The following is a 21,922-nucleotide window of genomic DNA, read 5'->3' on the forward strand; positions in this document are numbered from 1 at the left end:
ATTACATATAAAAAATATGAGATATCTCCTATTTTTGAGGTGAACGATGGAAATTTATCAAGGTAAGAAGAAGCAGCTGTATTTAGAAAAGAACTCTATTGCACATTTATTTTCCTTTCCAGTCGAAGAATTCATGGAAGTGCGTGAATATCAACGTGATGATTGGATTATACAGGAAGGCATGAGGCCAGCTTTTTTATTTTACGTTTTAGAAGGAAAGGCGAAAATATATATAACCCATCAGAATGGAAAAGTGTCCTTAATTAATTTTATCAATGAAAATGAATATATTGGGGAAATGGAATTATTACATGATGTGTATTATACAAAAGGGATTCAAGCATTGACGAAAACGGTTTGTATTGCACTGCCAATGCATTACTATCGCACGAAATTGCTGGAGGATACGAAATTTCTCAGGGAGCTAACCAGGTTCTTAAGTGTAAAGGCAACACTTATGGCGGCCAAGTATTCACAGCTTCTCGCTTTTCCACTTGAAAACCGGCTTGCAGATTTCATTTTGCAAACGGCGGATGAAGGGGTATATAAGGAGAAACACGTAGTTGCATGTGATTATTTAGGTATATCCTATCGTCACTTCATGCATGTGCTTACACAGTTCTGCAATAAAGGATACCTGCAAAAGGAAGGGCGGACGTATTTAATTAAACAATTTAACTCCTTAGATGCGCTTGCTGAGATGCTGAAGAATAAGTAACCATTAAATGGATAACACTTAGTATAAAAAAATGGAGGGGAAGCAATGGAAAAGGAAAGACGCATTCACCTATTTGACAAACAGGCAGCTAAATATGAAAAAAGAAGGAAACGGCAGTCAGGAAATGGATGGCGCAGAAGAATGTTTGGGTCGGTTAAGGGGAAAACACTTGAAGTGGCGGTCGGTGCGGGAATGAATTTTAATTATTTTCCGAAGTCGATAGAATACACGGGGGTTGATTTTAGCCCTGCAATGCTTGAAAAAGCTAAGGCAGCTGCGAAAGAATACGCTATAAAGTCGGAGTTTGTTTTGTCAGAAGTTGAAAATCTATCTTTTCCCGAGAATACGTTTGATACCATTGTTTCCTCAGGGACCTTGTGCAGTTATGAAGATCCAGTAAAGGTATTGAAACTATTTAACAAGTGGTGTAAAAAGGATGGGAAAATTTTATTGCTGGAACATGGAATAGTTGAAAATGCTGTATTAGGCTGGTTTCAAAAACGGCTAAACCCTTTCGTGCTAAAACGGGTAGGCTGCCATCAGGATCGTGACATCCTGGAAATAGTGAGACGGTCCAGTGTTGAAATAGTGAATTGTGAAAGGGAATTATTAGGATATTTGTATATGATATGGGCTAGTCCTGACAAATAATGACCTTAGGAAGAATTATGTTTGTAACGGTTGTTTGAAATAAAAAAGTCTTGAATCAAATTTACACCACGTGATATTATTAGTTAGATCAGTGTGTAGAGATATTGGTCTTCTTTTTATTGACCAAAAATATATGTCTTCATGATACGTCTGCCATCTGAAATATTATTTTTGGAGATGACGAATATGCATGAAGAAACAAGATTACCTCGAAACGGCAAAGAATTTATACTGTTCTTAGCTATCATTTCAATCCTTTCAGTAAATATTATTGCCCCACTTATTATGGGATTTGAATTTGGATTCCATAAACAGACTTATTTCGAAACATTACAGGTTATTCCATTTGTATGGATCTGTGTCATTCTATTGGTAACCCTGGTCGCAAACCCGATTGTTAATAAATTGATAGCCAAGTTCACGAAGCCTACAGATGGATTTAATGCAAAAGTATTATTTACAATCCTGTTTAGCGTAACGATTTTGTCTATTTTACTGACAATTATCGGAACCTGGATTGGCATGAGAGAGATCAGTTTAGAACCATTTCAAACGTTCTTTTATGATTGGCCACGAAACTTTTTTATTGCATTTTGGGTCGAAATGCTGATTGCACAGCCGATTGCTAGATTTGCAATGAAAAAGTTGCATGAAGGTCAGGCGCGTAAAGTGGTAAATGCGGATGATATTTAGTTCAAAGCCTATATAGGTTTGGGATAACCTAGACAAAAATTCTTGATACTTCAGCAAATAAAATGGCATGTGAAAAGAATTATTTTCACATGCCATTTTATTATTTGTCGTTTAAGGCAATCATTTCAGAAGGGAACTTACTAGGTATGCACTTTTTCAGGTCTAGCATATTTGGATCATTTTTATTTTCCTTTACGAAAATTTCGACCGCAGCTCAGTGACATTTGACAATCCGAAATCGTGTTCACTAACCAAATAACGATTAAAAAAGTCTAAATCTATTCCTGTTATTCGATGAAAATAACCAGTCTCTGCCATCCAGTCATTTTCAATCATCTGTCGAATATCGATTATTCCTTTTTTAATAGTTAAGTCCATGATCGATTTTATTTTTTGTGGTTTTTGAATAGGAATTACCTCATCAAGAGGTTCCCTTTTTAAATAGCCTTTTCGATGAAGAGCTGCATAAAAATTACGATGACTTTTCGCATCCAATATACCTAAATTTGCTGCACGATAACCTAAAACTTGTAAAGACGTTTTCCATTTCTTTTTTAGGTCAATATATGCATCCGGGTTAGTTATATGATCGGTAGCCCGCAAATCAGTTAAATAGGAATCTTCGGGCAGAAGAAACGCACCAGCAAACTGATTTGCTTCATTCTCAATTACTTTATGCTCTTTACTAGTTAAATTTGTAAACTCAACTAGATAGTGAAGCAACAAATGTCCTAATTCATGTGCAATATCAAAATTTCTCCTTACAGCTGAACGTTTTAAATTTCCTAGAATGATAAATGGCCTGTCCTGTTTTGTCCATATGCTATAAGCATCGATATCCTCACCAATTGCTTTTTCAAATACAAAGATGCCACTTTTCTCCACTAAAAACATTAGATCATCATTTGTGTCATTATGAAGCCCCAGTTCTTGGCGGGCAAGTCTGGCCGTTTTTCTTATTTGCGTTTCCCTGTCATCATTAGAAGTGTTGAGATAATCAATTGTGTCATTTCGTAACTGAATAATTTTTTGCGTTGGGTAGGATACTTTGTACGTTAAATAGTTAATAAAGCTATCCAAAAATTCAATATGCTTAGCCTCCGCTTGGGTTTTAGAAATAACATTCATTACTTTTGAACGGTATGCAATGTTCATAACTGGTATATTTCCGTGGTTAAAATATCGGCTGAGCACGTCTTTATTATAAAAATATTTACTTCTAACCAGAAAAATAGATTTAAGATCATTAACAATCTTCATTTTTGGCGATGTATAATTATTTTCATATTGCCATATTGCTTGTTCCGTAACATTTAACATGTTAGAGAGCTGTTTTCGTGAATAACCATGCATGGTGCGAAGATTGGTAAGATTTTCACCAATAAACATAATGCTCCCCCTATCTAAACTAAATTAATTTTTTTCCTCTTGATCATCCTGAAAGATACCAATATCGTACTCTGCAGGGTCAATTAAATTATTATTTGTATCTGGAGCTATGATTTCTTTTTCGTTATCGGTCAGTTCGGCTCCAGAAATATATTTTGAAAGGTTATCAATCCTATATGCTATATTGTCACCTGGATTTGGCAAGTAATGCATGATTTTTGAAATCTGAAATGCATCATCAATTTCATAAGTCAGAATGTGAAACTCATTATACAATTCCTGAAAGTGATTAAGATCATCTTGTACTAGGTCTTCTGAAATTTTAAACGAAAGTTGTATACTTTGTCTACTCGGATTTTCTACCTGTTGATGGTTGGTTGAGAATTCTAGTTTCTTATTAATTTTTGATAGTTCATGGAGGTATGTTCGACGGATTTTATTATTTCCTTTATTGGGTAAAATTGCTTGAGAAAAGCTATTTTCATTAAAGTATGCAGCATTTTTAATTAGAAATAGTTTTTTTGTGTCACCTTGAATAAATTGCAGGTAATCCCATGTTAGACCAGCTTTCGCCTTTTTGTAAGAAAAATTGAGATCACTGCAAATATCTGCAATTTTACTTTCAATAAAGTTTCCTTTAGTCCATGCAAAAGCAGAGCTTATTTTCATTTTATTATGACGATCCATGCGATGTTCTATGTAATCTCGATAACCTTCCACAATAGCTTGAACAATCGTTTTGCTAATACCAGTATCAAATTTATACTGTTCCAAAGTCATCACTCCTGTCATAGAAATGTATTTTGACTATATTTTAACTTATATTAGCAGATTAGGGAATGATTAATTTTTATATTTTTAAAGTTTAAATGAAAATCATAGCTTATTTTATAGTTAGATTGAAAAACTCGATGTTGAACTTATAGAAACTGCCTTTATCCAAGCTAGATATTTTACCAACTATTAAATACACTGCATTTATCACGTTTTTGTAACAATATATTTTATTCTATTGCTTTTAGTGATACACTAATAGTAGGTTATTTTTGATCAGAAAAGATGTGTAATTAGGATGCACCCTGGTTTGCTTTGACATCTGAGAGGGCGCACCTGCATCCTTTCTGCAAATCTCATTTGATAAGAAGGATGGAAAACATGAGTAACAAACATACTACAACGGATGTTATCCTAATTGGCGCTGGAATCATGAGCGCGACATTGGGATCATTTTTAAAAGAACTGGCACCAGATTGGAGAATTACCATTTTTGAAAAACTCGATAAGGCAGGGGAAGAAAGCTCTAACGAATGGAATAATGCGGGAACTGGACATTCTGCATTGTGCGAGCTTAACTACACACCTGAACAGCCGGACGGGTCGATAGATATTACGAAGGCATTAAAAATAAATGAACAGTTTCAGCTTTCCAAGCAATTTTGGTCTTATCTTGTAAACAGTAATCAGCTAGACAATCCAAGAGATTTTATTATGCCATTGCCACATATGAGTTTAGTGCATGGAGAAGATAATGTGGAATTTTTAAAGAAACGGGTTGAAGCACTTTCTGACAATCCGCTATTCGATGGAATGGAGTTTTCCGATGATCCAGAAACGTTGAAGAACTGGATTCCGCTAATAATGAATGAGCGTTCAGTAGATGAGCCGATAGCAGCAACAAAAATTGATTCTGGAACGGATGTTAACTTTGGAGCGTTGACTCGTAAATTGCTGGACCATTTAAAGAGTCAAGATGTTACGATCAATTACAATCATACTGTGGATGATATAAAACGTACGGAAGACGGTACATGGGAATTGAAAGTACGGAATTATGAAGAGGATAAACTGGAATACCATACAGCAAAATTCGTCTTTGTTGGTGCAGGTGGAGGGGCGTTGCCTTTACTGCAAAAAACCGGTATACCGGAATCGAAGCATATTGGCGGATTCCCGGTAAGCGGCTTATTTTTGGTGTGCAATAATCCGGAAGTTGTTGCCGAACACCATGCGAAGGTATACGGTAAAGCTAAGGTTGGCGCGCCGCCAATGTCTGTTCCGCACCTTGACACAAGATTTCTTGGTGATAAAAAGTCATTATTGTTCGGACCATACGCTGGCTTTTCGCCGAAGTTTCTAAAGAACGGATCATTGTTCGATTTGGTTGGTTCCGTCAAGCCGAATAATCTTTTAACAATGCTTGCAGCGGGTGTGAAAAACGTTTCTTTGACCAAGTACCTGATCGAGCAAGTTTTACAATCGAAGGAAAAACGCATGGAAGAATTACGTGAATTTGTCCCGAATGCGAAAAGCAAGGATTGGGATATTGTCGTAGCGGGGCAGCGCGTGCAGGTTATTAAGGATACCGAAGCGGGTGGTAAAGGAACGCTTCAATTTGGTACGGAGGTCGTTAGTGGTGCTAATGGGACAATTGCAGCATTGCTCGGTGCTTCTCCGGGTGCCTCAACAGCTGTTCACGTAATGCTTGAAGTATTAGAAAAATGCTTCCCGCAACAAGCGAAGGAATGGGAACCGAAAATAAAAGAAATCATTCCTTCATACGGCAAGTCGCTTAAAGATAATCCAGAGCTCGCCCGTAGAATTCAAACTGAAACAGCACAGGCGCTGGGCTTAGTAAATCAGCAACAAAAAAACGCAGATAATATATTACAGGAAGCATAGTGGGACACGGGGGTCAGACCCCGTGTCCCACTATTTTTTTGATGCGGGGGCTTTAGACCATAAGAGCAAGAATGAGGATGCAATCACTAATGCTGCCTAGTAAAATAAGTTATACCAAATAAGCATTTACGCGAAACAAAGTTAGGGTGGTCGCTGATGGAAGCTGTCAATTTTACGTTTGAAGAGATGTGGGATAGGATTATCGCTTGTGATCATAAATATGATGGTTTATTTTTTACCGCTGTAAAAACAACTAAAATATATTGCAGGCCATCCTGCAAATCCAGAAAGCCAAAAAAGGCAAATGTAGAATTTTATTATGATATCAATGAAGTGGAACGTGCGGGTTATCGTGCTTGTAAAAGATGCCAGCCAGAGGTTGAGCATTCCCCGAATATTCAGCTAGTCAAAAGTACCATTACTGTTTTGGTTAATCATTATAATAACCATATGCGCCTAAAGGATATAGCCGATGAAGTTGGGATAAGTGCCTTTTATCTGGAACGAATATTTAAGGAGGAGACGGGTGATACACCTCGTACCTATTTGGAAAAAATCCGTGTTGATAAGGCAGCTCATCTCCTTAGAAGTACTGGCCAGACGAATCTTGAAATATGCTATGAGGTTGGCTTTCAAAGCCCATCCAATTTTTACAGAGTGTTTAAAAGCTGGATGGATTGTTCTCCCAATGAATATCGAAAACGCAATAGGTAAGGAGGTCATGCCATGAATTGGAGTGACCACGAGTCTTTTATAAGAGTGTATCCTCCAAAGGAATTCAATTTTGATGAATGTCTAGCATTCTTGGGCAGGTCTGATCAAGAAGTGCTCCACCGGATTAACGGTGGACATGTGTTTAAATTAATTAAAGTGAGTGGAGCATTGGTTTTATTTAAAGTTGAATACAGTAATGATTCCATAATAGTCGAATTTCTAACTAAAACCCCAGCTATAGAAATCCGAAACAAAGTTGCAGCATATATATGGGATTGGTTTGATCTAGATTGTGATTTAGATGAATTCTATAATCTGGCAAGTCAGGATAAGATTTTGCGGAAGCTGGCACAAGACTATTTTGGGTTACGGATGATTAGTATTCAAGATTTATTTGAAGCTTTAACATGGGCGATTTTAGGGCAGCAAATCAATTTAACTTTTGCATACACACTGAAGAGGCGTTTTGTTGAACGGTTTGGGGAATGTCTAACCTATAATGGAGATACCTTCTGGTTGTTCCCTTCATTTGAACAAATTTCATCCTTGGACGTGAAGGATTTAAGGATACTGCAAATTACCGGCAGGAAATCTGAATATATCATAGGGATTGCAAACGCTATGAAGAATGGTGAATTAACAAAGGACTTTTTAAAACATCAACAGGATGATCAGCAGACTCAAATATTGCTGATGCAATACAGGGGAGTCGGTGCCTGGACTGCAAATTATGTTATGATGAAATGCCTACACAACAAGAATTCCTTTCCAATAGCAGATGTTGGTCTTCATCATGCAATAAAGCACCAGCTAGGTTTAGAGCGTAAACCGACTATTAAAGAAATTGAAAAACTGTCATTAGGCTGGAAGGGCTGGCAGGCATATGCTACTTTCTATCTTTGGAGGTCTTTATATGACTCAAATTATTCATAAGCTATATTATCCAACGCTAATCGGGGTACTGGAGATTACCGGTACTGATGAAGCAGTTATTTCCATACTCTTTACAGAAGAAAATAAAGTAGATGAAGATCAAGAAGAAGTCCCGCCGGTTTTAGAAGTTTGTAAACAGCAGCTTGATGAATATTTTAAAGGAACTCGCAGTGAATTTACTTTTTCATATAGGCTGGAAGGTACAGCTTTTCAAAAGAAGGTTTGGAATGCATTAAAGGAAATACCTTATGCAAAAACGGGTTCCTATAAAGACATAGCTGTTTCAATTGGAAATGAAAAAGCCATTAGGGCAGTGGGCAATGCGAATGGTAAAAATAAATTAAGCATTGTCATTCCATGCCATCGAGTAATAGGGTCAGATGGAAAACTGACTGGCTACGCTGGAGGGCTTTGGAGGAAGGAATGGCTGCTGAGACATGAGCGTTCATTTAAAAAGAACATATAGCGCGGGACAGAGGGATAGGCTACTCTTCCCAGCAGGAGTAAAATGTGGGACAATGAACCCCTGTCTCGCACTTATTCCCCGTTTCTAAATTGCTTTGGTGTTTTACCTGTGAATTTTTTGAATACCTTAATAAAATAACTCTGATCGTTAAAGTTCAGCCAGGAATAAATTTCTGATATTGGGTAGGTTGTTAATGATAACAGTTTCTTTGCTTCATCCACTCTTTGGCGTTGAATATATTTACTTATTGAAAGACCTGCCTCCTTCTTAAACAGGCCAGATAGGTAATTCGGACTTAAGTTACTTATTCTTGCTAGCTGACCCAATGTAATTTCTTCATACAAATGGTTGTAAATATAGCGCTGGCAAATGATGATGGCTGCGGAATAGGTACTTTTTTTCAATTTGGAGACACGCTCTGTAAATTCGTTGACTGCCTCTGTCATAATGGTGGAGATTTCCACAATGCTTTCTCGTTCTTCTATTTGCTGAATATAATAATCATTTAATGTAAACGCAGTTTCTTCATTTAATCCCCCTTCAATAGCTGCTCGGCAAATAAGTGCCACACCTGTAATCATCAGGTTCTTTTCACTTCGAATCCGGCTGTGTTTTGCTAAGGACCCAAATTCATCTTCACCAATAATCGAATAGCGAATAACATCTTTAACTTTATCGGTCTGTCCATTTTTTACATAGTCCAGCAAAACACGCTCATGGGATAGATTGCTATGGGAAATAAAGTTTCTCCTTCTTTTTGAAATTTCAAGATCAAGTAAATCCTTTGACTTTACGTTGGATTCGTTTTTGCCCATGTCTTTAATGGCCGACTGATTTAGCTTCTGTTGGTAAATCAGATAGTAAGTCAATAGACTGATTGATAGAAATTGCTGCGGATCAATTACTGGAATGGTTTGGTAAAATGTTAGAAGGGTTCGTTTGTTAACCGACCCTCCCAATGTATTCAATATGACGTTAATTTTTTCATTATCTAACTGGGATTCCAGGCATGGTCCAATGATTATCGTTCCATGGTACTGGTGTTCAGTTTTTAAATGGATAAGGAAAAAGTGCATGGCGGCAAGCGAAAAATGAACAGGAGCTTTTTCCGGGCTATGTTGTTGGGAGTGTGCCTTCAATTGATCTTTGAGGGAAATGTAATAGGCATTTTTGTGAAAATCACTAGCGGAACATTCTAATTTAAATTCTCCTTGTTTATTCATATAAAAAACAGATAATCGATGTGCTTCATAAATAAGTTGACAAATGTATTTAATTTCCTCCAAAGAATGCTTCATCTAATTTTCTCCCGTCCCATGATAGCGATTACAGTATATTTTTAATTATAGTAAAAAAATACTATTAAACGTAGAAAAGTGCAATAAATAAATTCAGATAACGAATAAAATGAAACTGAGTTATATGATAAGGAGGGGTCAATTATGGAACTAGAAGGTAAAATTGCTGTTGTAACTGGTGCTGGCAGCGGCATTGGACGAGCCAGCAGTTTACAAATGGCAAAAAATGGAGCAAAAGTTGTAGCAGTAGATTTTAACAAGGAAACTGGTGAGGAAACCTTAAAGCTCATTGAGGAACAGGGTGGAGAAGGGATCTTTGTTCAGGCTGATGTTTCAAAGAGTAAAGATGTTGAACATTTCGTAAATGCAGCCGTCGATACATTTGGCCGTATCGATGTATTTTTCAACAATGCCGGGGTAATCCAAAAATTCTCACTACTAGGTGATGTAGAGGAAGCTGAATTTGACCGTCTTGTTTCTGTCAACATAAAGGGTGTATTCCTTGGGTTGAAACATGTGTTAAAGGTGATGGAACAGCAAGGGAGCGGCTCTATCATAAACACAGCTTCAACAGCTGGAATTCGCAGTGAACATAGTGCCTCCGTATACTCTGCAACGAAACATGCTGTCGTTGGATTAACGAAGTCGGCAGCGATGGAATATATCAAGAAAGGTATTCGTGTCAATGCAATTTGTCCAGGCGGGGTACAAACTTCTTTAACTAAAAGTGTGGAAGAACAGTTTACATCAGGGGGTTATGTACCTGAGGAAGTAGCTAATATGCGCATCGGACGTTATGCACAACCAGAAGAGCTTGCTGAAATGGTTTCCTTCCTAGCATCTGATCGGGCAAGTTATGTAGTGGGCTCTGTAGTTGTTGTGGATGGTGGGTTGACGATATAATTTTAGCTGGTGTTGTGGAATGATTTATGACTGCGGTGGATACACTTTCACCGTTACGATAAAAACATAGGAATGAATAAATGAATGGAGGAATAGGAATGGGCAGACTAGATAACAAAGTTGCAATTATAACGGGCGGTGCACGAGGCATGGGGGAATCTCATGTGCGTAAATTTGTAAGTGAAGGTGCAAAAGTAGTGCTTACAGATCTAAATGAAGAAGGCGGAATTGCACTAGCTAATGAGCTGGGTGAAAATGTAAGGTTTGTTAAACAAGATGTGACGAAAGCGGCAGATTGGGAAGCTGTAGTAGCTGAAACAGAGAAGGCTTTTGGTCCGGCTAATATATTAATCAATAATGCAGGAATCAGTATGAGTAAATCTATTTTTGAGATGACCGAGGATGAGTATAGAAAAATAGTAGATATCAATCAGGTTTCCGTTTTCCTTGGTATGAAAGCTGTTATACCTTCGATGCAAAAGACTGGTAACGGCTCGATTGTGAATATTTCCTCTATGAACGGTTTAGTGGGTGGTGCGATTGGCTATACCGATACTAAATTTGCTGTGCGTGGAATGACAAAGGCGGCTGCCCTACAAGTGGCAGGACTTGGAATCCGTGTTAATTCTGTACATCCTGGAGTGATTGAAACACCGATGGTTACAGAAGGAGACGCTGTTGACACGATAAAAGAATTTGCCAAACATATTCCAATCCAGCGAGTTGCACAATCTGAAGAAGTTTCTAATCTCGTTCTATTTCTTGCAACAGACGAATCCAGTTATTCAACCGGTTCTGAGTTTGTAATTGATGGCGGTTTAACAGCGATGTAATAAAACAATTTTAAAGGTGGCTGTCCCTGCGTGTATGTTTGTGAACCTATTCGAGGGACAGGTACCTTTCTTTTTCAGTGAACCTAACACCATTTTCCTAGCAAAAAAGGTAGCTGCTTCCTATTCTGGCAGTTACCTTTTTTCTGTCATTAAAGTATTATGGCTGGGTTCACCATAGTAAATTCATGGTTTCAATGTCAGCTTCATTCCTTCATTTTCATCCATGACTGTCATATGATAATCCCCTTCAACCCAATCATCCATCTGATTGTGGTACCAGTCACTTTTAAAATGACCTGCTTGTCCCGGTCCAACAATATGATAGCTTTTTTCCATCTCACTTGTATCAATCACGAATCGCCATGATGCACCGTGATCAACAATCCCTGATTCAGAATCGTAGCTGGCTGCCATTGGCGTAACACTGCTTCCGCCAACTGGGGTTGGATCCTCGTTGTTGAAAAAGAATGCCAGTATTGGACTTACATTGGATAATGGATGAGGGAACTGTACTTGATGGTAATCTCCCCACTGCCAAGCAGAAAGCTCCTCACCATACGCTTCTGTTAAATCATCCAATGTATTTTTTAAAGAGGTGAGCAGCACTTGCTCCATTCCGCCATTTTCCTGAATCCATATAGAATCATCCCCGCTTCGTAAAATGTTGTTTGTCGTTTGCCCGCGGCTGCCAAACAAATCCATGACATCTTCTGGGATTTCCTTGTATAGAATTGATTCAATTTCATCCATCCACTGTTGAAAAATCAACGGCTGTGCCGCATCGACGTTATCAACAAAGTCCCAGTTTGTAAGCAGATCCAATGCCCTTCCTTCATCAGCAGAAAGCTTCTCATCCTTAAGCGTCTCAGCAAAAATCGGTACAAATTCACGTGCCTGTAAATCTGTCTGGTCCATTTGCAGGTTTTGCATGTCTTCTATTGTAAAATCATCCCCTGCCGCCAGTACCTCGGCAATACGCTCGTACCGGTAAGGCTGTGCCCATACATTGCTAATATGATAAGGGTAATTATCCCCGACTATTTTGTTGTTCGCTGTTGCAATGAATCCTTTTTCAGGGTTAATAACTGTAGGAAGCTCATCAAATGGGATATATCCGTTCCAATCATTCTCCTTTTCCCATCCTTCCAGTGGCAATAATGCATCGTCACCGTCTTCATAGATTGGTATGTTTCCATTTGCTTTATACGCGATTGTTCCATCCTTTGCAGCAAAAACAAAATTCTGTGCTGGTGATAGAAACTTTTCCAGACCCTTTTCGAATTCATTCCAGTTCGATGCTTTATTTATTTCCAATATGGCTTCAAGCTCTGTCGTTGGTTCGAGTGCCGTCCATCTAAGTGACATGGCTGTATCCTTTGCTTCCTCATTTGCAAAGTCAGAAATGATAGGCCCATGACGGGTTTCAACAACCTGATAATCGATTGTTTCGCCGTCCTTCACTTTAATCGGCTCATCAATTATTTGAGCCTTCTCCCATTCACCTTCATATAAAAATTCGTTTGCATTGTCCGGGTTTCTTTTTTCCAAATAAAGCTGCTGCACATCTGGTCCCGTGTTTGTAACACCCCATGCAATGTCCGTGTTATGGCCAAGAATGATTCCAGGGACACCGGCAAATATTACGCCGCTCACCTCTATTTCAGGAGTTTCCAGCTGCATTTGATACCAAATAGATGGCGTTGCAAGACCTAAGTGGGGATCATCTGCCAATAGCGGCATTCCTGATTTCGTTTTGTCCCCGCTTACGACCCAATTGTTGCTTCCGTTAAAAGCATGCGGAATAACTGCCTGATTGAAACTGGATGCAACGTCTATTTCGTCTTCACCAATAATTGTAGGCTTCGTTTCAGGGTACTTCGGAAATAGTTCATACGCTTTTTGTTCATCAAAATTAGTTAATGCGTAATAATTGAATGCTTGCTGCTCCCAATGGCCACCGAGGTCAAATGCCATATATTTGCCGATTGTCAGTGAATCAAGAGGAGTCCATTCACCAGGCTCTGATCCAATTAATTTAAATTCAATTGGCAAACTTCCCTCATCCTGTGCCAGCTTGATATATGCATTGACGCCATCGGCAAACCATTGTAACACCTGTTTAGCCTCATCAGAATAAATTTCATATGACATCTCAGCAGACCGCCTCAATCCAAGCGTGCGAAAATATTTGTCCTGATCGATAGCAGCTTCGCCGACAACCTCACTTAACGTGCCGGATGCCTGTCTGCGTGATAACTCCATTTGGAACATGCGGCTTTGCGCTTGAATGTATCCTTGTGCAATGAATAAATCATGTTCATTTTCTGCTTTAATATGCGGCACACCATTTTTGTCCGTTATGACTGTTACTTCATTTTCAAGCATCGCAAGCTCAATAGTGCCCTCAACCTGTGCAAGTGATTTGTTTATGTATGCATTTGCAAATATGGCTAAGGCAGCTGCAATTAAAATCAGCAATCCTAGTGTAATAAGTAAAATTTTCTTTTTATTTCTCTTTTTCTTTGGTGGTTCCACAAATACTTCTTGTACTTCCACTATATCGCCCCTTTTATTATTAATATTAAGTAATTCGACAGGGACTAAAGAATTCCTCTTTTCTAGTGGGAGAGGGCCAGGTCCCGCGTCCCGCTATTGGGACAATGAACCTGCCCCCTTGTCCTTAAGTTTAAGTCTTTTTCTGGCCGATATGCGCTCTGGCGTAATCGGGACGTGCTTCATTGCTTTTCCTAGGCCATAAAGAGGCATATTTCCATAGACTGACTCGTAATTTCCCCTTTTTAAGTTGTACGTTTCGTGATAGATCCCAACAGCACTGTTATTTCCAACCTTCTTATTAAAGTCTTTCCATGCAGCTAAATGCTTTTCCCCTTTTGCGTACGCCAGCAAATCCTCTGTTCTGCGCCAATATTGAATCATAACAGTGGTTCTTAGGCCAAAATAGGTTTCCATGGATAAAAAGCCTAACGCTTCTTTGTTCGTGTATAGCTCCTTAATCATTGGCGGCATCGCAGTAAAAACTGGCAGCCATTTATGAACGGCATGCCTTTTGTTAATTCGCATACCAATAAGAAATACAACAAAATCTTCATCGTTTTCCGTTGTGTAACGTCCGGTATATATTTGTTTCGCCATTATGCATTCCCCTTTTCTGAAATTTGTTTAATCGTGGACTCGCACCAGCCAATAGCTGCTTTAGTTATCCGTTTTCCATAATCTAATGTGAATAGCCAATACATTGCATCTTCCTTGTCATGGTCATGCGTTGTAATCGCCTGTTCAATCCCACTATAAGTTTGATAGCGCTTCATCAATTTTTGTTTGTAATCCGCAAGTTGCATTAACGTATTGCTCTTGGATTGATGACGGCTGAAAAATAACTTAAGCAAAACCTCATTCCGCTCGACCGGAATTTGTTCAATGGGATTCTCAAGCCAATTTTGCAAAACCTCCTTTCCTTTTTCGGTAAGGTCATATTCCTTGCGGTCAGGCTTCCCTTCTTGTGCTGAAACTCGAACTGTCGCTAATTCCTCCTCCACAATCAGCTTTAATGTCGGATATATCTGCCCATAGCTGATCTTCCAGAAATGTTTCAAACTATTATCGATTAATTGTTTGATGTCATAGCCAGACTTGCAATCGGTTGTTAAAATTCCAAGAATCGCATACGTTGTATGGCTGTATTTTTTCATAAGCATCACCCTATCTATATGATATGTATCTTTTTGATATATTATACACAAAAAAGAAAAATGGAACAAGGGATTCATGGGACAAGGGGTCTGACCCCTTGTCCCATGTGACCCCTTGTCCCATGACCTTTGTCCCATATTTTACTGCCATTTTTTGATTAGGTTGTTGGCGTGCTTGTTCAGTGTTTTTGCTGCTTTGTCTGTAATGAGGTACATTCGGTTAAACAGGCTGACTGTGCCTTTAAAGCTTTTCATTTGCATCACAGCTATTCTCTGTAATCCTCTGTTTTCAAAATATTTTGCTGTGTTTAGTTGTGTTTTAAGAGAAGGAGCGATTAGCCAGCTGATTTCTCCTTTTGATTTATATTGATCAACGAGCTGCAGCATCGTGTCAATACTCGATTCAGTTTCTTCATCCCCATCTGTCTTTTCTATTTCAATCGTCTTTGTTGTCGTATGGCCGCCGAGATCAACTACTTTAAATTCAAATTCATTTTTGCCATCTTCCAGCTCAAGTTCAATTGCCTCAACTGTATGCTCAAATCCATTCATGCCATACGGTTCTGAAAGCTCATGCTTGTATATTTCATTTCCGTTCACATACATGCGGATTTCGTCAAAGTTGTCTGTAATCAGGGCAGAAGCCTGAACGACATCGGCATCCGTTTTCTTATCAACTTTTACCTTCAATCCTGCTTTCTCTGTGTCGATAAAAAATCTGCGGCCGATTTCCGCTTCATTGCCAGCATTGTCCACTGCCTTAATTTTATGAAGAACGTATCCATCATCCTTATGTGAAACTGTAACGGAAAAGTCATAACGATCCTCATCCTCGTTGTAGACAAGCTCTGCCTTTTGACCATCTACGGTTACTTCTTTGACACCGGACGAATCGGTTACATATCCCGTAAATTCAACGTCCCGAGTTGTTTCAACACCAAGAAATTCCGGTGATTTTAAATGAAGATCAGGTATTGTTGTATCTTGACCGCTAACTGCTTCTTCCATCGTTTTATTTCCTGCATAATCAACAGCTACGACCGATAATGTTTGACCTTCCTTTAATTTCTTTGTTAATTGATGTTCTGTTTCACCATTTGTATAGGTTTCATCCAGAATCGATTCACCGTCAACTAATACATCCCAATATGCAAGCCCGCTTCCATTTTCGTTATCCTCAGCAGCAACAGTTACAGTTTGGCTCTCTTGATCAAATGCTGCATCCAGTTCAGGCACGGTTGTGTCAAGGACAACAGGGAGTTCCATTGATTGCCACTCTGCATCCTTATAATCAATCACAGCTTCTACCTGAAGATAATATTTTCCTTCAGCTGCTTTTTTGCCATCGATTTTCCCATCCCAAATTCGTGATGCGTCCAAGGAATACATCGGGGCAAGTCCGCCATCATAATAATTTTTCCTTACATATGATTCGGTTGTAATAGTGCGTACCTTTTCTTTATTTTCATCCAAAACATTAAATCGTACCTCTTTCGCATTTCTCAGGAATGACAGAATGAGCAGTGCATCATCCTGCAGCTTGTCCCCATTTGGCGAAAAGGCGATTTTCTCTGGATCTATTTCACCAGATTGCAGGTTTGTTCCAAGAAAATCGAATTGCTCATTGCCTTCCTCATCTTTGCCGATTGATGTGACAACACCAGTCATTCCATAATATGTTTCAGCATCCCACATTGGCTTGTCCAGAATTGGAGAATCATCCCACTCCCCTTTAAAGCCAACATATGGTACAGAAATTTCCGGATTGATGTCCTGTGGATCGGTTAGCTTAACAAAGCCTTCCAGCCAATACCCGTTTGTAAAAATGTCTGTTAACGCAGCATCGACATCACTGATATCTAGTGAAACGGTAAACGTTACGTCACTGTTTGCCGGAATTTCGATCGTGCTTACTTCTTCTCCATTAACCGTTGCAACACCGTCAAGCTCCAACGCGGCAAATTGGTTTGGCGCAACGAGTGTGTCAGCGCCGTTCGCAATTGGTTGGTCCGTTTGCGCGTTTGCCTTCACATCATACGTGACCGCTTCATCGCTAAGGTTTTCCGCAGTTAGTTCAAATGTAACGTTATTATCGGTAATTTGTTTTAAGGCTACCTTTGCTTCATTGGTTTCTGATTCAGTCACAACAACTGGTGTTGAAAGTGCTGCATGAAGCTGCATTAAACCAGAACCCTGACGGCGGGGTGAAACGTAAGCGCCATCCAATGAAACCAGTTTGCCCGTGTTCATCATGATGTTTTTCGCTAAATTAACACGATCACTATTTTCAAGTCCAAAGTCCTCATCCATTCGCTGCAGGACAAGTGCTGCTCCACCTGAAACATGCGGTGCCGCCATAGATGTACCACTCATAATTCCATATTGATCATCATTCAATGTTGATAAAATTTGTCCGCCAGGTGCTGTGATTTCTGGCTTGAAATCCAGATTAGGCGTTAATCCCCATGATGTGAAGGCACTCATTTTTCCAGCATCAGGGTTGTCGATGGTTGCAGTACCGCCATTGAAATTCAACGTAACCGCTTTTCCATTCTTTAATGCTTGTGCTAGCAGTTCCCCGTCATTTTTCAGCATAAATAACTGTGGAATTTCAATTGCAGGATCAGATGCCATGTTCACGATTCCATCCGTATTATTGTAAATAATGACACCTTCCGCTCCTGCATTTTGGGCGTTTAATGCTTTTTCGGTAAATGCTAATTCACCGCGCTGAATCAACGCATATTTTCCTTTTACATCTTTACCAGCAAAATCCTCCGGTGCTCCAAGACCTGCCTCAACAACGTCAAATGTTGTTTTCACGTAATCGGACGGATGTGTGTCACTTGCTGATAAAAACGGTGCACTGTCTGTTTCTCCATCAATCGTGTATTCCACAGCATCAACATCCATTTTCGTGTTTTCAAAGGAAGCAACCTGCAAGGAATCATCCGCAACCCCTGGTGAACCACTTACACCGTAATCTGGGTTCGATACTAATGGATAATAGAATCCTTCTGCAAACATATTGGAATTACCAGCTGAAATGGCTACTAAAATACCATTATCTACAGCACGTGTTACAGCTTGCTGTTCTGGTGATTCGTCACTAACAAATCCTGATGTAGATCCTAAACTCAGGTTCAATGCATCCACACCTAGTTTAATAGAATCATCAATTGCCTTAATATAAATATCCCCATATGTCGATTGCATTTCCGGGTCATTTCCGAAAACCTTTAACGCTAACAGCTGTGCTTCTGGGGCAATCCCTTTAATACCGCCATTTTCCTCATCCCCGTTAGCTCCGACTGTTCCAGCAACGTGCATGCCGTGCATCGAGGCTCCAGCTGCATTATCAAGAATGACATCGTTTTCGTCCATGTAGTTATAACCGTAGGGAACCTTTTCCGTATAGTACTTTCCAGGCAAGTCCTGCTCACTGATCGTTTGCTCTACAGAGTTTTCCGTGTGAGCGGGCTCTGTATCATCGGATAGGATCATATCCCGGTGTGAAGGGTCAATCCCTGTATCAATGATTCCAACTGTCATCCCTTCACCTTTGTAGCCATAATCACGCCATGCTTTTTGTGCCTCGACTAATTCTTTGCTGTATTTCATCTCCGGTTTTACTTCCGGCCGTTTATATTCATGGACGATATGCACCGTTTCAACGTCAGGGATCTCTTTAATTTCATCGATATCCCCTTGTTTTACCTCGACACTGAATCCATTAATAACGGTCGTGAATTCCTGTAAAAAATCTGCTTCAATTTTTTTGGACTTCATTTTGTCTTTTACTTCTTTTTGGGAATCCTTAGCCGCTTTTTGGAGCTTATTCTTTTCTGGTTGTTTAAGACTATTGTATGTAACACCCTTCTTGGTAGCCTTCTCAATTGGCGCTTCCTGCTCCAATTCTACAATTACCCGGACCTCCTTGTTGGGATCCGTTGTTTCTTTCAGCTTCTGTTTATTCGGTTTTGCCTTTTTCTCGATTGTCTGCTGCAGCGTTTTTCCAGTGATTTCAGCCGCACCTACGTACATAAAATTACTGAATGCCAGCAGTAAAACTAGTAATACTACCGAAGCTCTTTTTAACATTATTCTCCCCCTATCCAACTAGTAATGTAAAATATGACAATTCAACCCTCCCTTACTACAATCTTCGTGACTTAATTTTCAGTTATATTAACTCTACCGAATTATGAATAATTGTACTAGTGAAAATAGTCTTAAAAGTAGTGATTAAAAAACACATTTATAGGGAAAAAGTACCAATATTTTGGCTGAGGCATGGGGTCTGTTCCTTCGTCCTGGGATGCCGGGGGTTGATTATGTGAGGCATGGCAGTTAAAAAGCTTGTTAAATGAGAAAAAGGACCTTCTTTTGGATTGTTATTTGCTATTATTAAGGATCCAACGCCAACTGGATTCCATTTATACAAATTCCGTTGTCTTACCTCATAATAACCAGGGCCAATTTTCATGAATTTTTTAACGATAACAGCATCTGTAACTAAAATGGCAGCCCAGGTCATTAAGAATACACCTTGGAAGGTCATAACAGCTTCAAGGTGGTCTGCAATATTAAGAAGCATTAAAATAATAGTCGTTACTCCAGTTACAACTACCCAACAAAATCGTCGGCCAGGTTTAAATTTAAACACATTTTAAAAGAAATTGGATATCGACTATGAACCACTATATATGTTTGTAACATTGATCCTAATCTGCGTTAACATTGTAAATAAAGCTCCCCAGATGCCAAGCAGTAATACGATATATACTCCTGGATTTGGTTCTCCTAGACGAACACCAAACCAAAATATCTGTGGGGCGGGACAAGGGGTCAGTCCCCTCGTCCCTGGACACGGGGACTGACCCCTTGTCCCACTTGCATAAAATTTAATTTTCCGCTATTATTAAATGCAATTAAATATTTTCCCATTTTAGTAATCTGAAATGGGGATAGAGGTGCGAAAACCATTAGTACACAATTGGAGGAAAATGAGGTCCAGTGATAATTGTGGAAAGGGGAATTTGCCGAAGCCTGTAAGAATCTCATGTACTTAAGGCTGGGTCTGTATTGAATAAATGCAGGACTGTCATATAGGAGACTATATGGGGGGCTATCGTAAAAGAAACGGTTAACAATTGTTTCTAAAGCAGCAGCGAATCCCTCGTTGTTGCTTTTTTTGCGCTTAATGAAATAGCTCTTGACACCTCTAATTACATTTTAAAAAGGGTGTGAAGTTATGGATTTCGGTCAAGTGTTAACAGCAATGATTACGCCATTCGATCAGCATGGGGAGATTGACTTTAAAGCAACAAGGAAGCTGATCAATCATTTAATTGCAAATGGCTCAGATGGATTGGTAATTGCAGGTACAACAGGAGAATCGCCTACACTAACCACAGAGGAAAAGGCGGGTCTGTTTAAATTTGTCGTTGATATTGCTGGCGGAAGGGTCCCGGTTATTGCCGGAACAGGGTCAAACAATACAAAGGCTTCAATTACCCTAACGAAGCAAGCACAGGAAGCTGGGGTTGACGGGATCATGCTTGTTGCCCCATATTACAATAAACCGTCTCAAGAAGGATTGTATCAGCATTTTAAAGCGATAGCAGACTCAACAGCATTGCCGGTTATGCTTTATAATATTCCAGGGCGCAGTGTGGTTAACATGTCTGTTGATACAATCGTACGGCTCTCACAGGTGAAAAATATTGTTTCCGTAAAAGAAGCAAGCGGAAACCTGGACCAAATGGCTGAAATTATAAGCCAAACTCCAGATGACTTTTCGCTCTACAGCGGTGATGATGGTTTAACGTTACCAACCTTAGCCATTGGCGGAAATGGAGTTGTGTCAGTCGCATCCCACATTATCGGAAATGAAATGCAGAACATGGTCTCAAGCTATCAAAATGGAGATGTTGCAGGTGCCGAAGCCATGCATCGCAATTTGCTTCCAATCATGAAAGCATTATTCCAAAGCCCAAGTCCAACACCTGTTAAGGAAGCACTTAACATGCTTGGGATGGATGCTGGAAATAATGTTAGATTGCCGCTAATTCCTTTGAATGCTGAAGAAAAAAATGCACTCCAGCTTGCATTGCAGCCATTATTGGACAGGAATAAAAAAGCAGCAGGCTATTAACAGAAAGAATAGCTCTATCGGTTTGATACTGATAGGGCTTTTCTATTGGTCATACCATGCCTAATGTATAATTGGGCTTGTTTATATGTCAAAATATTTTGTTTTTGTGCTATAATATACGGTAAGGCTGAAATTTGAGGTGACTACATGGACACAAAATTTATCCGGACTAAATTAGGAAACCATGCCCCATCTATACTTGGAAGTGCCGATTTTAGGAAATATGCTGTTCTCCTGCCGCTTATTCAAAAAGGCGATGCTATTCACGTTCTTTTTGAAATTCGTTCTCAAAATCTAAGAAGGCAGCCTGGGGAGATATGTTTTCCCGGCGGAAGAATGGAAAACAAGGATACTTCCTTTCAAGATACTGCTTTAAGAGAAACAACAGAAGAATTAGGGATAAGTCTAAAGCAAATATCAGATGTTTATCCATTGGATTATGTCGTTTCACCGTTTGGAATGATTATTCATCCATTTGCGGGAATGATCACAAATCCCGAGATTATTAATCCAAACCCGACAGAAGTTGCCGAAGTATTCACAGTCCCGCTTTCCTTTTTCCAAAATACCTCACCAAAATATCATTACGTATATTTGCAAATGGTGCCGGAGGAAAATTTTCCGTTTGAGCTTATTGCCGGAGGACAAAACTACAATTGGCGGACAGGAAAAATAGAAGAGCTATTTTACATTTATGATGATAAAGTCATTTGGGGGCTTACCGCAAAAATACTTTCCCATTTTATCGATGTGCTCCGCTAAAAAATTCCCGCCTATT

General features: G+C 39.4%; 18 protein-coding genes, 1 pseudogene and 1 riboswitch. Of the genes and pseudogenes, 11 read left to right on the plus strand and 8 right to left on the minus strand.

Translation table 11 applies throughout. From position 1 onward, the window contains the following. Positions 1 to 46: 46 nt before the first annotated feature. From yeiL to IEV74_RS11340, 3 genes are all read left to right on the plus strand, one after another. Complete coding sequence (yeiL, locus tag IEV74_RS11330; protein WP_188455503.1) at positions 47 to 718, plus strand: transcriptional regulator YeiL; 672 nt, start codon at positions 47 to 49, stop codon at positions 716 to 718. Positions 719 to 763: 45 nt separating this feature from the next. Continuing rightward, positions 764 to 1,369 (plus strand): class I SAM-dependent methyltransferase, encoded by a 606-nt coding sequence (locus tag IEV74_RS11335; protein WP_188455504.1) that lies wholly within the window; start codon positions 764 to 766, stop codon positions 1,367 to 1,369. A 186-nt stretch (positions 1,370 to 1,555) separates the two neighbouring features. Next, a complete protein-coding gene (locus IEV74_RS11340; protein ID WP_188455505.1) occupies positions 1,556 to 2,062 on the plus strand; it encodes a DUF2798 domain-containing protein in 507 nt (168 codons plus the stop codon). A gap of 192 nt (positions 2,063 to 2,254) precedes the next feature. On the opposite strand, the gene IEV74_RS11345 is transcribed toward IEV74_RS11340, so the two are convergent. Continuing rightward, entirely contained in the window at positions 2,255 to 3,451 is a 1,197-nt protein-coding gene (locus IEV74_RS11345) for a spr1629 family repressor/antitoxin (RefSeq protein ID WP_188455506.1), read from the minus strand. A 24-nt stretch (positions 3,452 to 3,475) separates the two neighbouring features. Further along, positions 3,476 to 4,225, minus strand: a complete 750-nt coding sequence (locus tag IEV74_RS11350; protein WP_188455507.1) for a spr1630 family ClpXP-sensitive toxin — start codon at positions 4,223 to 4,225, stop codon at positions 3,476 to 3,478. A gap of 360 nt (positions 4,226 to 4,585) precedes the next feature. Here IEV74_RS11350 and IEV74_RS11355 point away from each other — a divergent pair, with 360 nt between their 5' ends. The 4 genes from IEV74_RS11355 (at position 4,586) to IEV74_RS11370 (ending at position 8,243) form a co-directional block, all read left to right on the plus strand. Further along, positions 4,586 to 6,130, plus strand: coding sequence for a malate:quinone oxidoreductase (locus IEV74_RS11355; RefSeq protein WP_268233833.1), 1,545 nt, complete (start codon positions 4,586 to 4,588; stop codon positions 6,128 to 6,130). Between the two features lie 156 nt (positions 6,131 to 6,286). Beyond that, on the plus strand, positions 6,287 to 6,844 hold the full coding sequence (locus IEV74_RS11360) for a bifunctional transcriptional activator/DNA repair enzyme AdaA (RefSeq protein ID WP_188455509.1): 558 nt from the start codon (positions 6,287 to 6,289) through the stop codon (positions 6,842 to 6,844). Positions 6,845 to 6,856: 12 nt separating this feature from the next. Further along, positions 6,857 to 7,777: a DNA-3-methyladenine glycosylase family protein gene (locus IEV74_RS11365; protein ID WP_188455510.1), complete on the plus strand. Its 921-nt coding sequence runs from the start codon at positions 6,857 to 6,859 to the stop codon at positions 7,775 to 7,777. Then, complete coding sequence (locus tag IEV74_RS11370; RefSeq protein ID WP_188455511.1) at positions 7,758 to 8,243, plus strand: methylated-DNA--[protein]-cysteine S-methyltransferase; 486 nt, start codon at positions 7,758 to 7,760, stop codon at positions 8,241 to 8,243. Before IEV74_RS11365 ends, IEV74_RS11370 begins: the two co-directional genes overlap by 20 nt. Before the next feature lie 71 nt (positions 8,244 to 8,314). On the opposite strand, the gene IEV74_RS11375 is transcribed toward IEV74_RS11370, so the two are convergent. Continuing rightward, on the minus strand, positions 8,315 to 9,541 hold the full coding sequence (locus tag IEV74_RS11375) for a helix-turn-helix domain-containing protein (RefSeq protein WP_188455512.1): 1,227 nt from the start codon (positions 9,539 to 9,541) through the stop codon (positions 8,315 to 8,317). 144 nt (positions 9,542 to 9,685) lie between these two features. Between IEV74_RS11375 and IEV74_RS11380 the strand changes: the two genes are divergently transcribed. Both IEV74_RS11380 and IEV74_RS11385 read left to right on the plus strand, forming a co-directional pair. Then, entirely contained in the window at positions 9,686 to 10,444 is a 759-nt protein-coding gene (locus IEV74_RS11380) for an SDR family NAD(P)-dependent oxidoreductase (protein ID WP_188455513.1), read from the plus strand. A 98-nt stretch (positions 10,445 to 10,542) separates the two neighbouring features. Then, positions 10,543 to 11,277: a glucose 1-dehydrogenase gene (locus IEV74_RS11385; protein WP_188455514.1), complete on the plus strand. Its 735-nt coding sequence runs from the start codon at positions 10,543 to 10,545 to the stop codon at positions 11,275 to 11,277. 183 nt (positions 11,278 to 11,460) lie between these two features. Here IEV74_RS11385 and IEV74_RS11390 read toward each other — a convergent pair whose 3' ends face one another. The 5 genes and pseudogenes from IEV74_RS11390 to IEV74_RS11410 all read right to left on the minus strand — a co-directional run. Continuing rightward, the gene (locus tag IEV74_RS11390) at positions 11,461 to 13,836 is read right to left on the minus strand and encodes a penicillin acylase family protein (protein ID WP_188455534.1); all 2,376 of its coding nucleotides are present in this window, start codon (positions 13,834 to 13,836) and stop codon (positions 11,461 to 11,463) included. Between the two features lie 90 nt (positions 13,837 to 13,926). Further along, positions 13,927 to 14,430 carry a DUF4188 domain-containing protein gene (locus IEV74_RS11395; RefSeq protein ID WP_188455515.1) on the minus strand — a complete coding sequence of 168 codons (504 nt, stop codon included), beginning with the start codon at positions 14,428 to 14,430 and terminating at the stop codon, positions 13,927 to 13,929. After that, entirely contained in the window at positions 14,430 to 14,987 is a 558-nt protein-coding gene (locus IEV74_RS11400; protein WP_188455516.1) for a PadR family transcriptional regulator, read from the minus strand. Before IEV74_RS11400 ends, IEV74_RS11395 begins: the two co-directional genes overlap by 1 nt. A gap of 141 nt (positions 14,988 to 15,128) precedes the next feature. Further along, a complete protein-coding gene (locus tag IEV74_RS19930; RefSeq protein ID WP_188455517.1) occupies positions 15,129 to 19,088 on the minus strand; it encodes a S8 family serine peptidase in 3,960 nt (1,319 codons plus the stop codon). 295 nt (positions 19,089 to 19,383) lie between these two features. Then, positions 19,384 to 19,821, minus strand: a pseudogene (locus tag IEV74_RS11410) (purine-cytosine permease family protein); the annotation flags it as partial. 126 nt (positions 19,822 to 19,947) lie between these two features. Further along, positions 19,948 to 20,126: riboswitch (Lysine riboswitch) on the plus strand. A gap of 115 nt (positions 20,127 to 20,241) precedes the next feature. On the opposite strand from IEV74_RS11410, the gene dapA reads away from it, so the two are divergent. Then, positions 20,242 to 21,144 (plus strand): 4-hydroxy-tetrahydrodipicolinate synthase, encoded by a 903-nt coding sequence (gene dapA, locus IEV74_RS11415; protein WP_188455518.1) that lies wholly within the window; start codon positions 20,242 to 20,244, stop codon positions 21,142 to 21,144. A 147-nt stretch (positions 21,145 to 21,291) separates the two neighbouring features. Further along, positions 21,292 to 21,906 carry an NUDIX hydrolase gene (locus IEV74_RS11420; protein ID WP_188455519.1) on the plus strand — a complete coding sequence of 205 codons (615 nt, stop codon included), beginning with the start codon at positions 21,292 to 21,294 and terminating at the stop codon, positions 21,904 to 21,906. Positions 21,907 to 21,922: the final 16 nt, after the last annotated feature.

This window comes from Virgibacillus oceani (assembly GCF_014638995.1).
Lineage (GTDB): Bacteria > Bacillota > Bacilli > Bacillales > Amphibacillaceae > Virgibacillus_E > Virgibacillus_E oceani.

Bases quoted from the DNA above. Each gene is read 5' to 3' on its own strand.
- yeiL (WP_188455503.1), top strand. From the start codon at position 47: ATGGAAATTTATCAAGGTAAGAAGAAGCAGCTGTATTTAGAAAAGAAC.
- IEV74_RS11335 (WP_188455504.1), top strand. From the start codon at position 764: ATGGAAAAGGAAAGACGCATTCACCTATTTGACAAACAGGCAGCTAAA.
- IEV74_RS11340 (WP_188455505.1), top strand. From the start codon at position 1,556: ATGCATGAAGAAACAAGATTACCTCGAAACGGCAAAGAATTTATACTG.
- IEV74_RS11345 (WP_188455506.1), bottom strand. From the start codon at position 3,451: ATGTTTATTGGTGAAAATCTTACCAATCTTCGCACCATGCATGGTTAT.
- IEV74_RS11360 (WP_188455509.1), top strand. From the start codon at position 6,287: ATGGAAGCTGTCAATTTTACGTTTGAAGAGATGTGGGATAGGATTATC.
- IEV74_RS11365 (WP_188455510.1), top strand. From the start codon at position 6,857: ATGAATTGGAGTGACCACGAGTCTTTTATAAGAGTGTATCCTCCAAAG.
- IEV74_RS11370 (WP_188455511.1), top strand. From the start codon at position 7,758: ATGACTCAAATTATTCATAAGCTATATTATCCAACGCTAATCGGGGTA.
- IEV74_RS11375 (WP_188455512.1), bottom strand. From the start codon at position 9,541: ATGAAGCATTCTTTGGAGGAAATTAAATACATTTGTCAACTTATTTAT.
- IEV74_RS11380 (WP_188455513.1), top strand. From the start codon at position 9,686: ATGGAACTAGAAGGTAAAATTGCTGTTGTAACTGGTGCTGGCAGCGGC.
- IEV74_RS11385 (WP_188455514.1), top strand. From the start codon at position 10,543: ATGGGCAGACTAGATAACAAAGTTGCAATTATAACGGGCGGTGCACGA.
- IEV74_RS11395 (WP_188455515.1), bottom strand. From the start codon at position 14,430: ATGGCGAAACAAATATATACCGGACGTTACACAACGGAAAACGATGAA.
- IEV74_RS11400 (WP_188455516.1), bottom strand. From the start codon at position 14,987: ATGAAAAAATACAGCCATACAACGTATGCGATTCTTGGAATTTTAACA.
- IEV74_RS19930 (WP_188455517.1), bottom strand. From the start codon at position 19,088: ATGTTAAAAAGAGCTTCGGTAGTATTACTAGTTTTACTGCTGGCATTC.
- dapA (WP_188455518.1), top strand. From the start codon at position 20,242: ATGGATTTCGGTCAAGTGTTAACAGCAATGATTACGCCATTCGATCAG.
- IEV74_RS11420 (WP_188455519.1), top strand. From the start codon at position 21,292: ATGGACACAAAATTTATCCGGACTAAATTAGGAAACCATGCCCCATCT.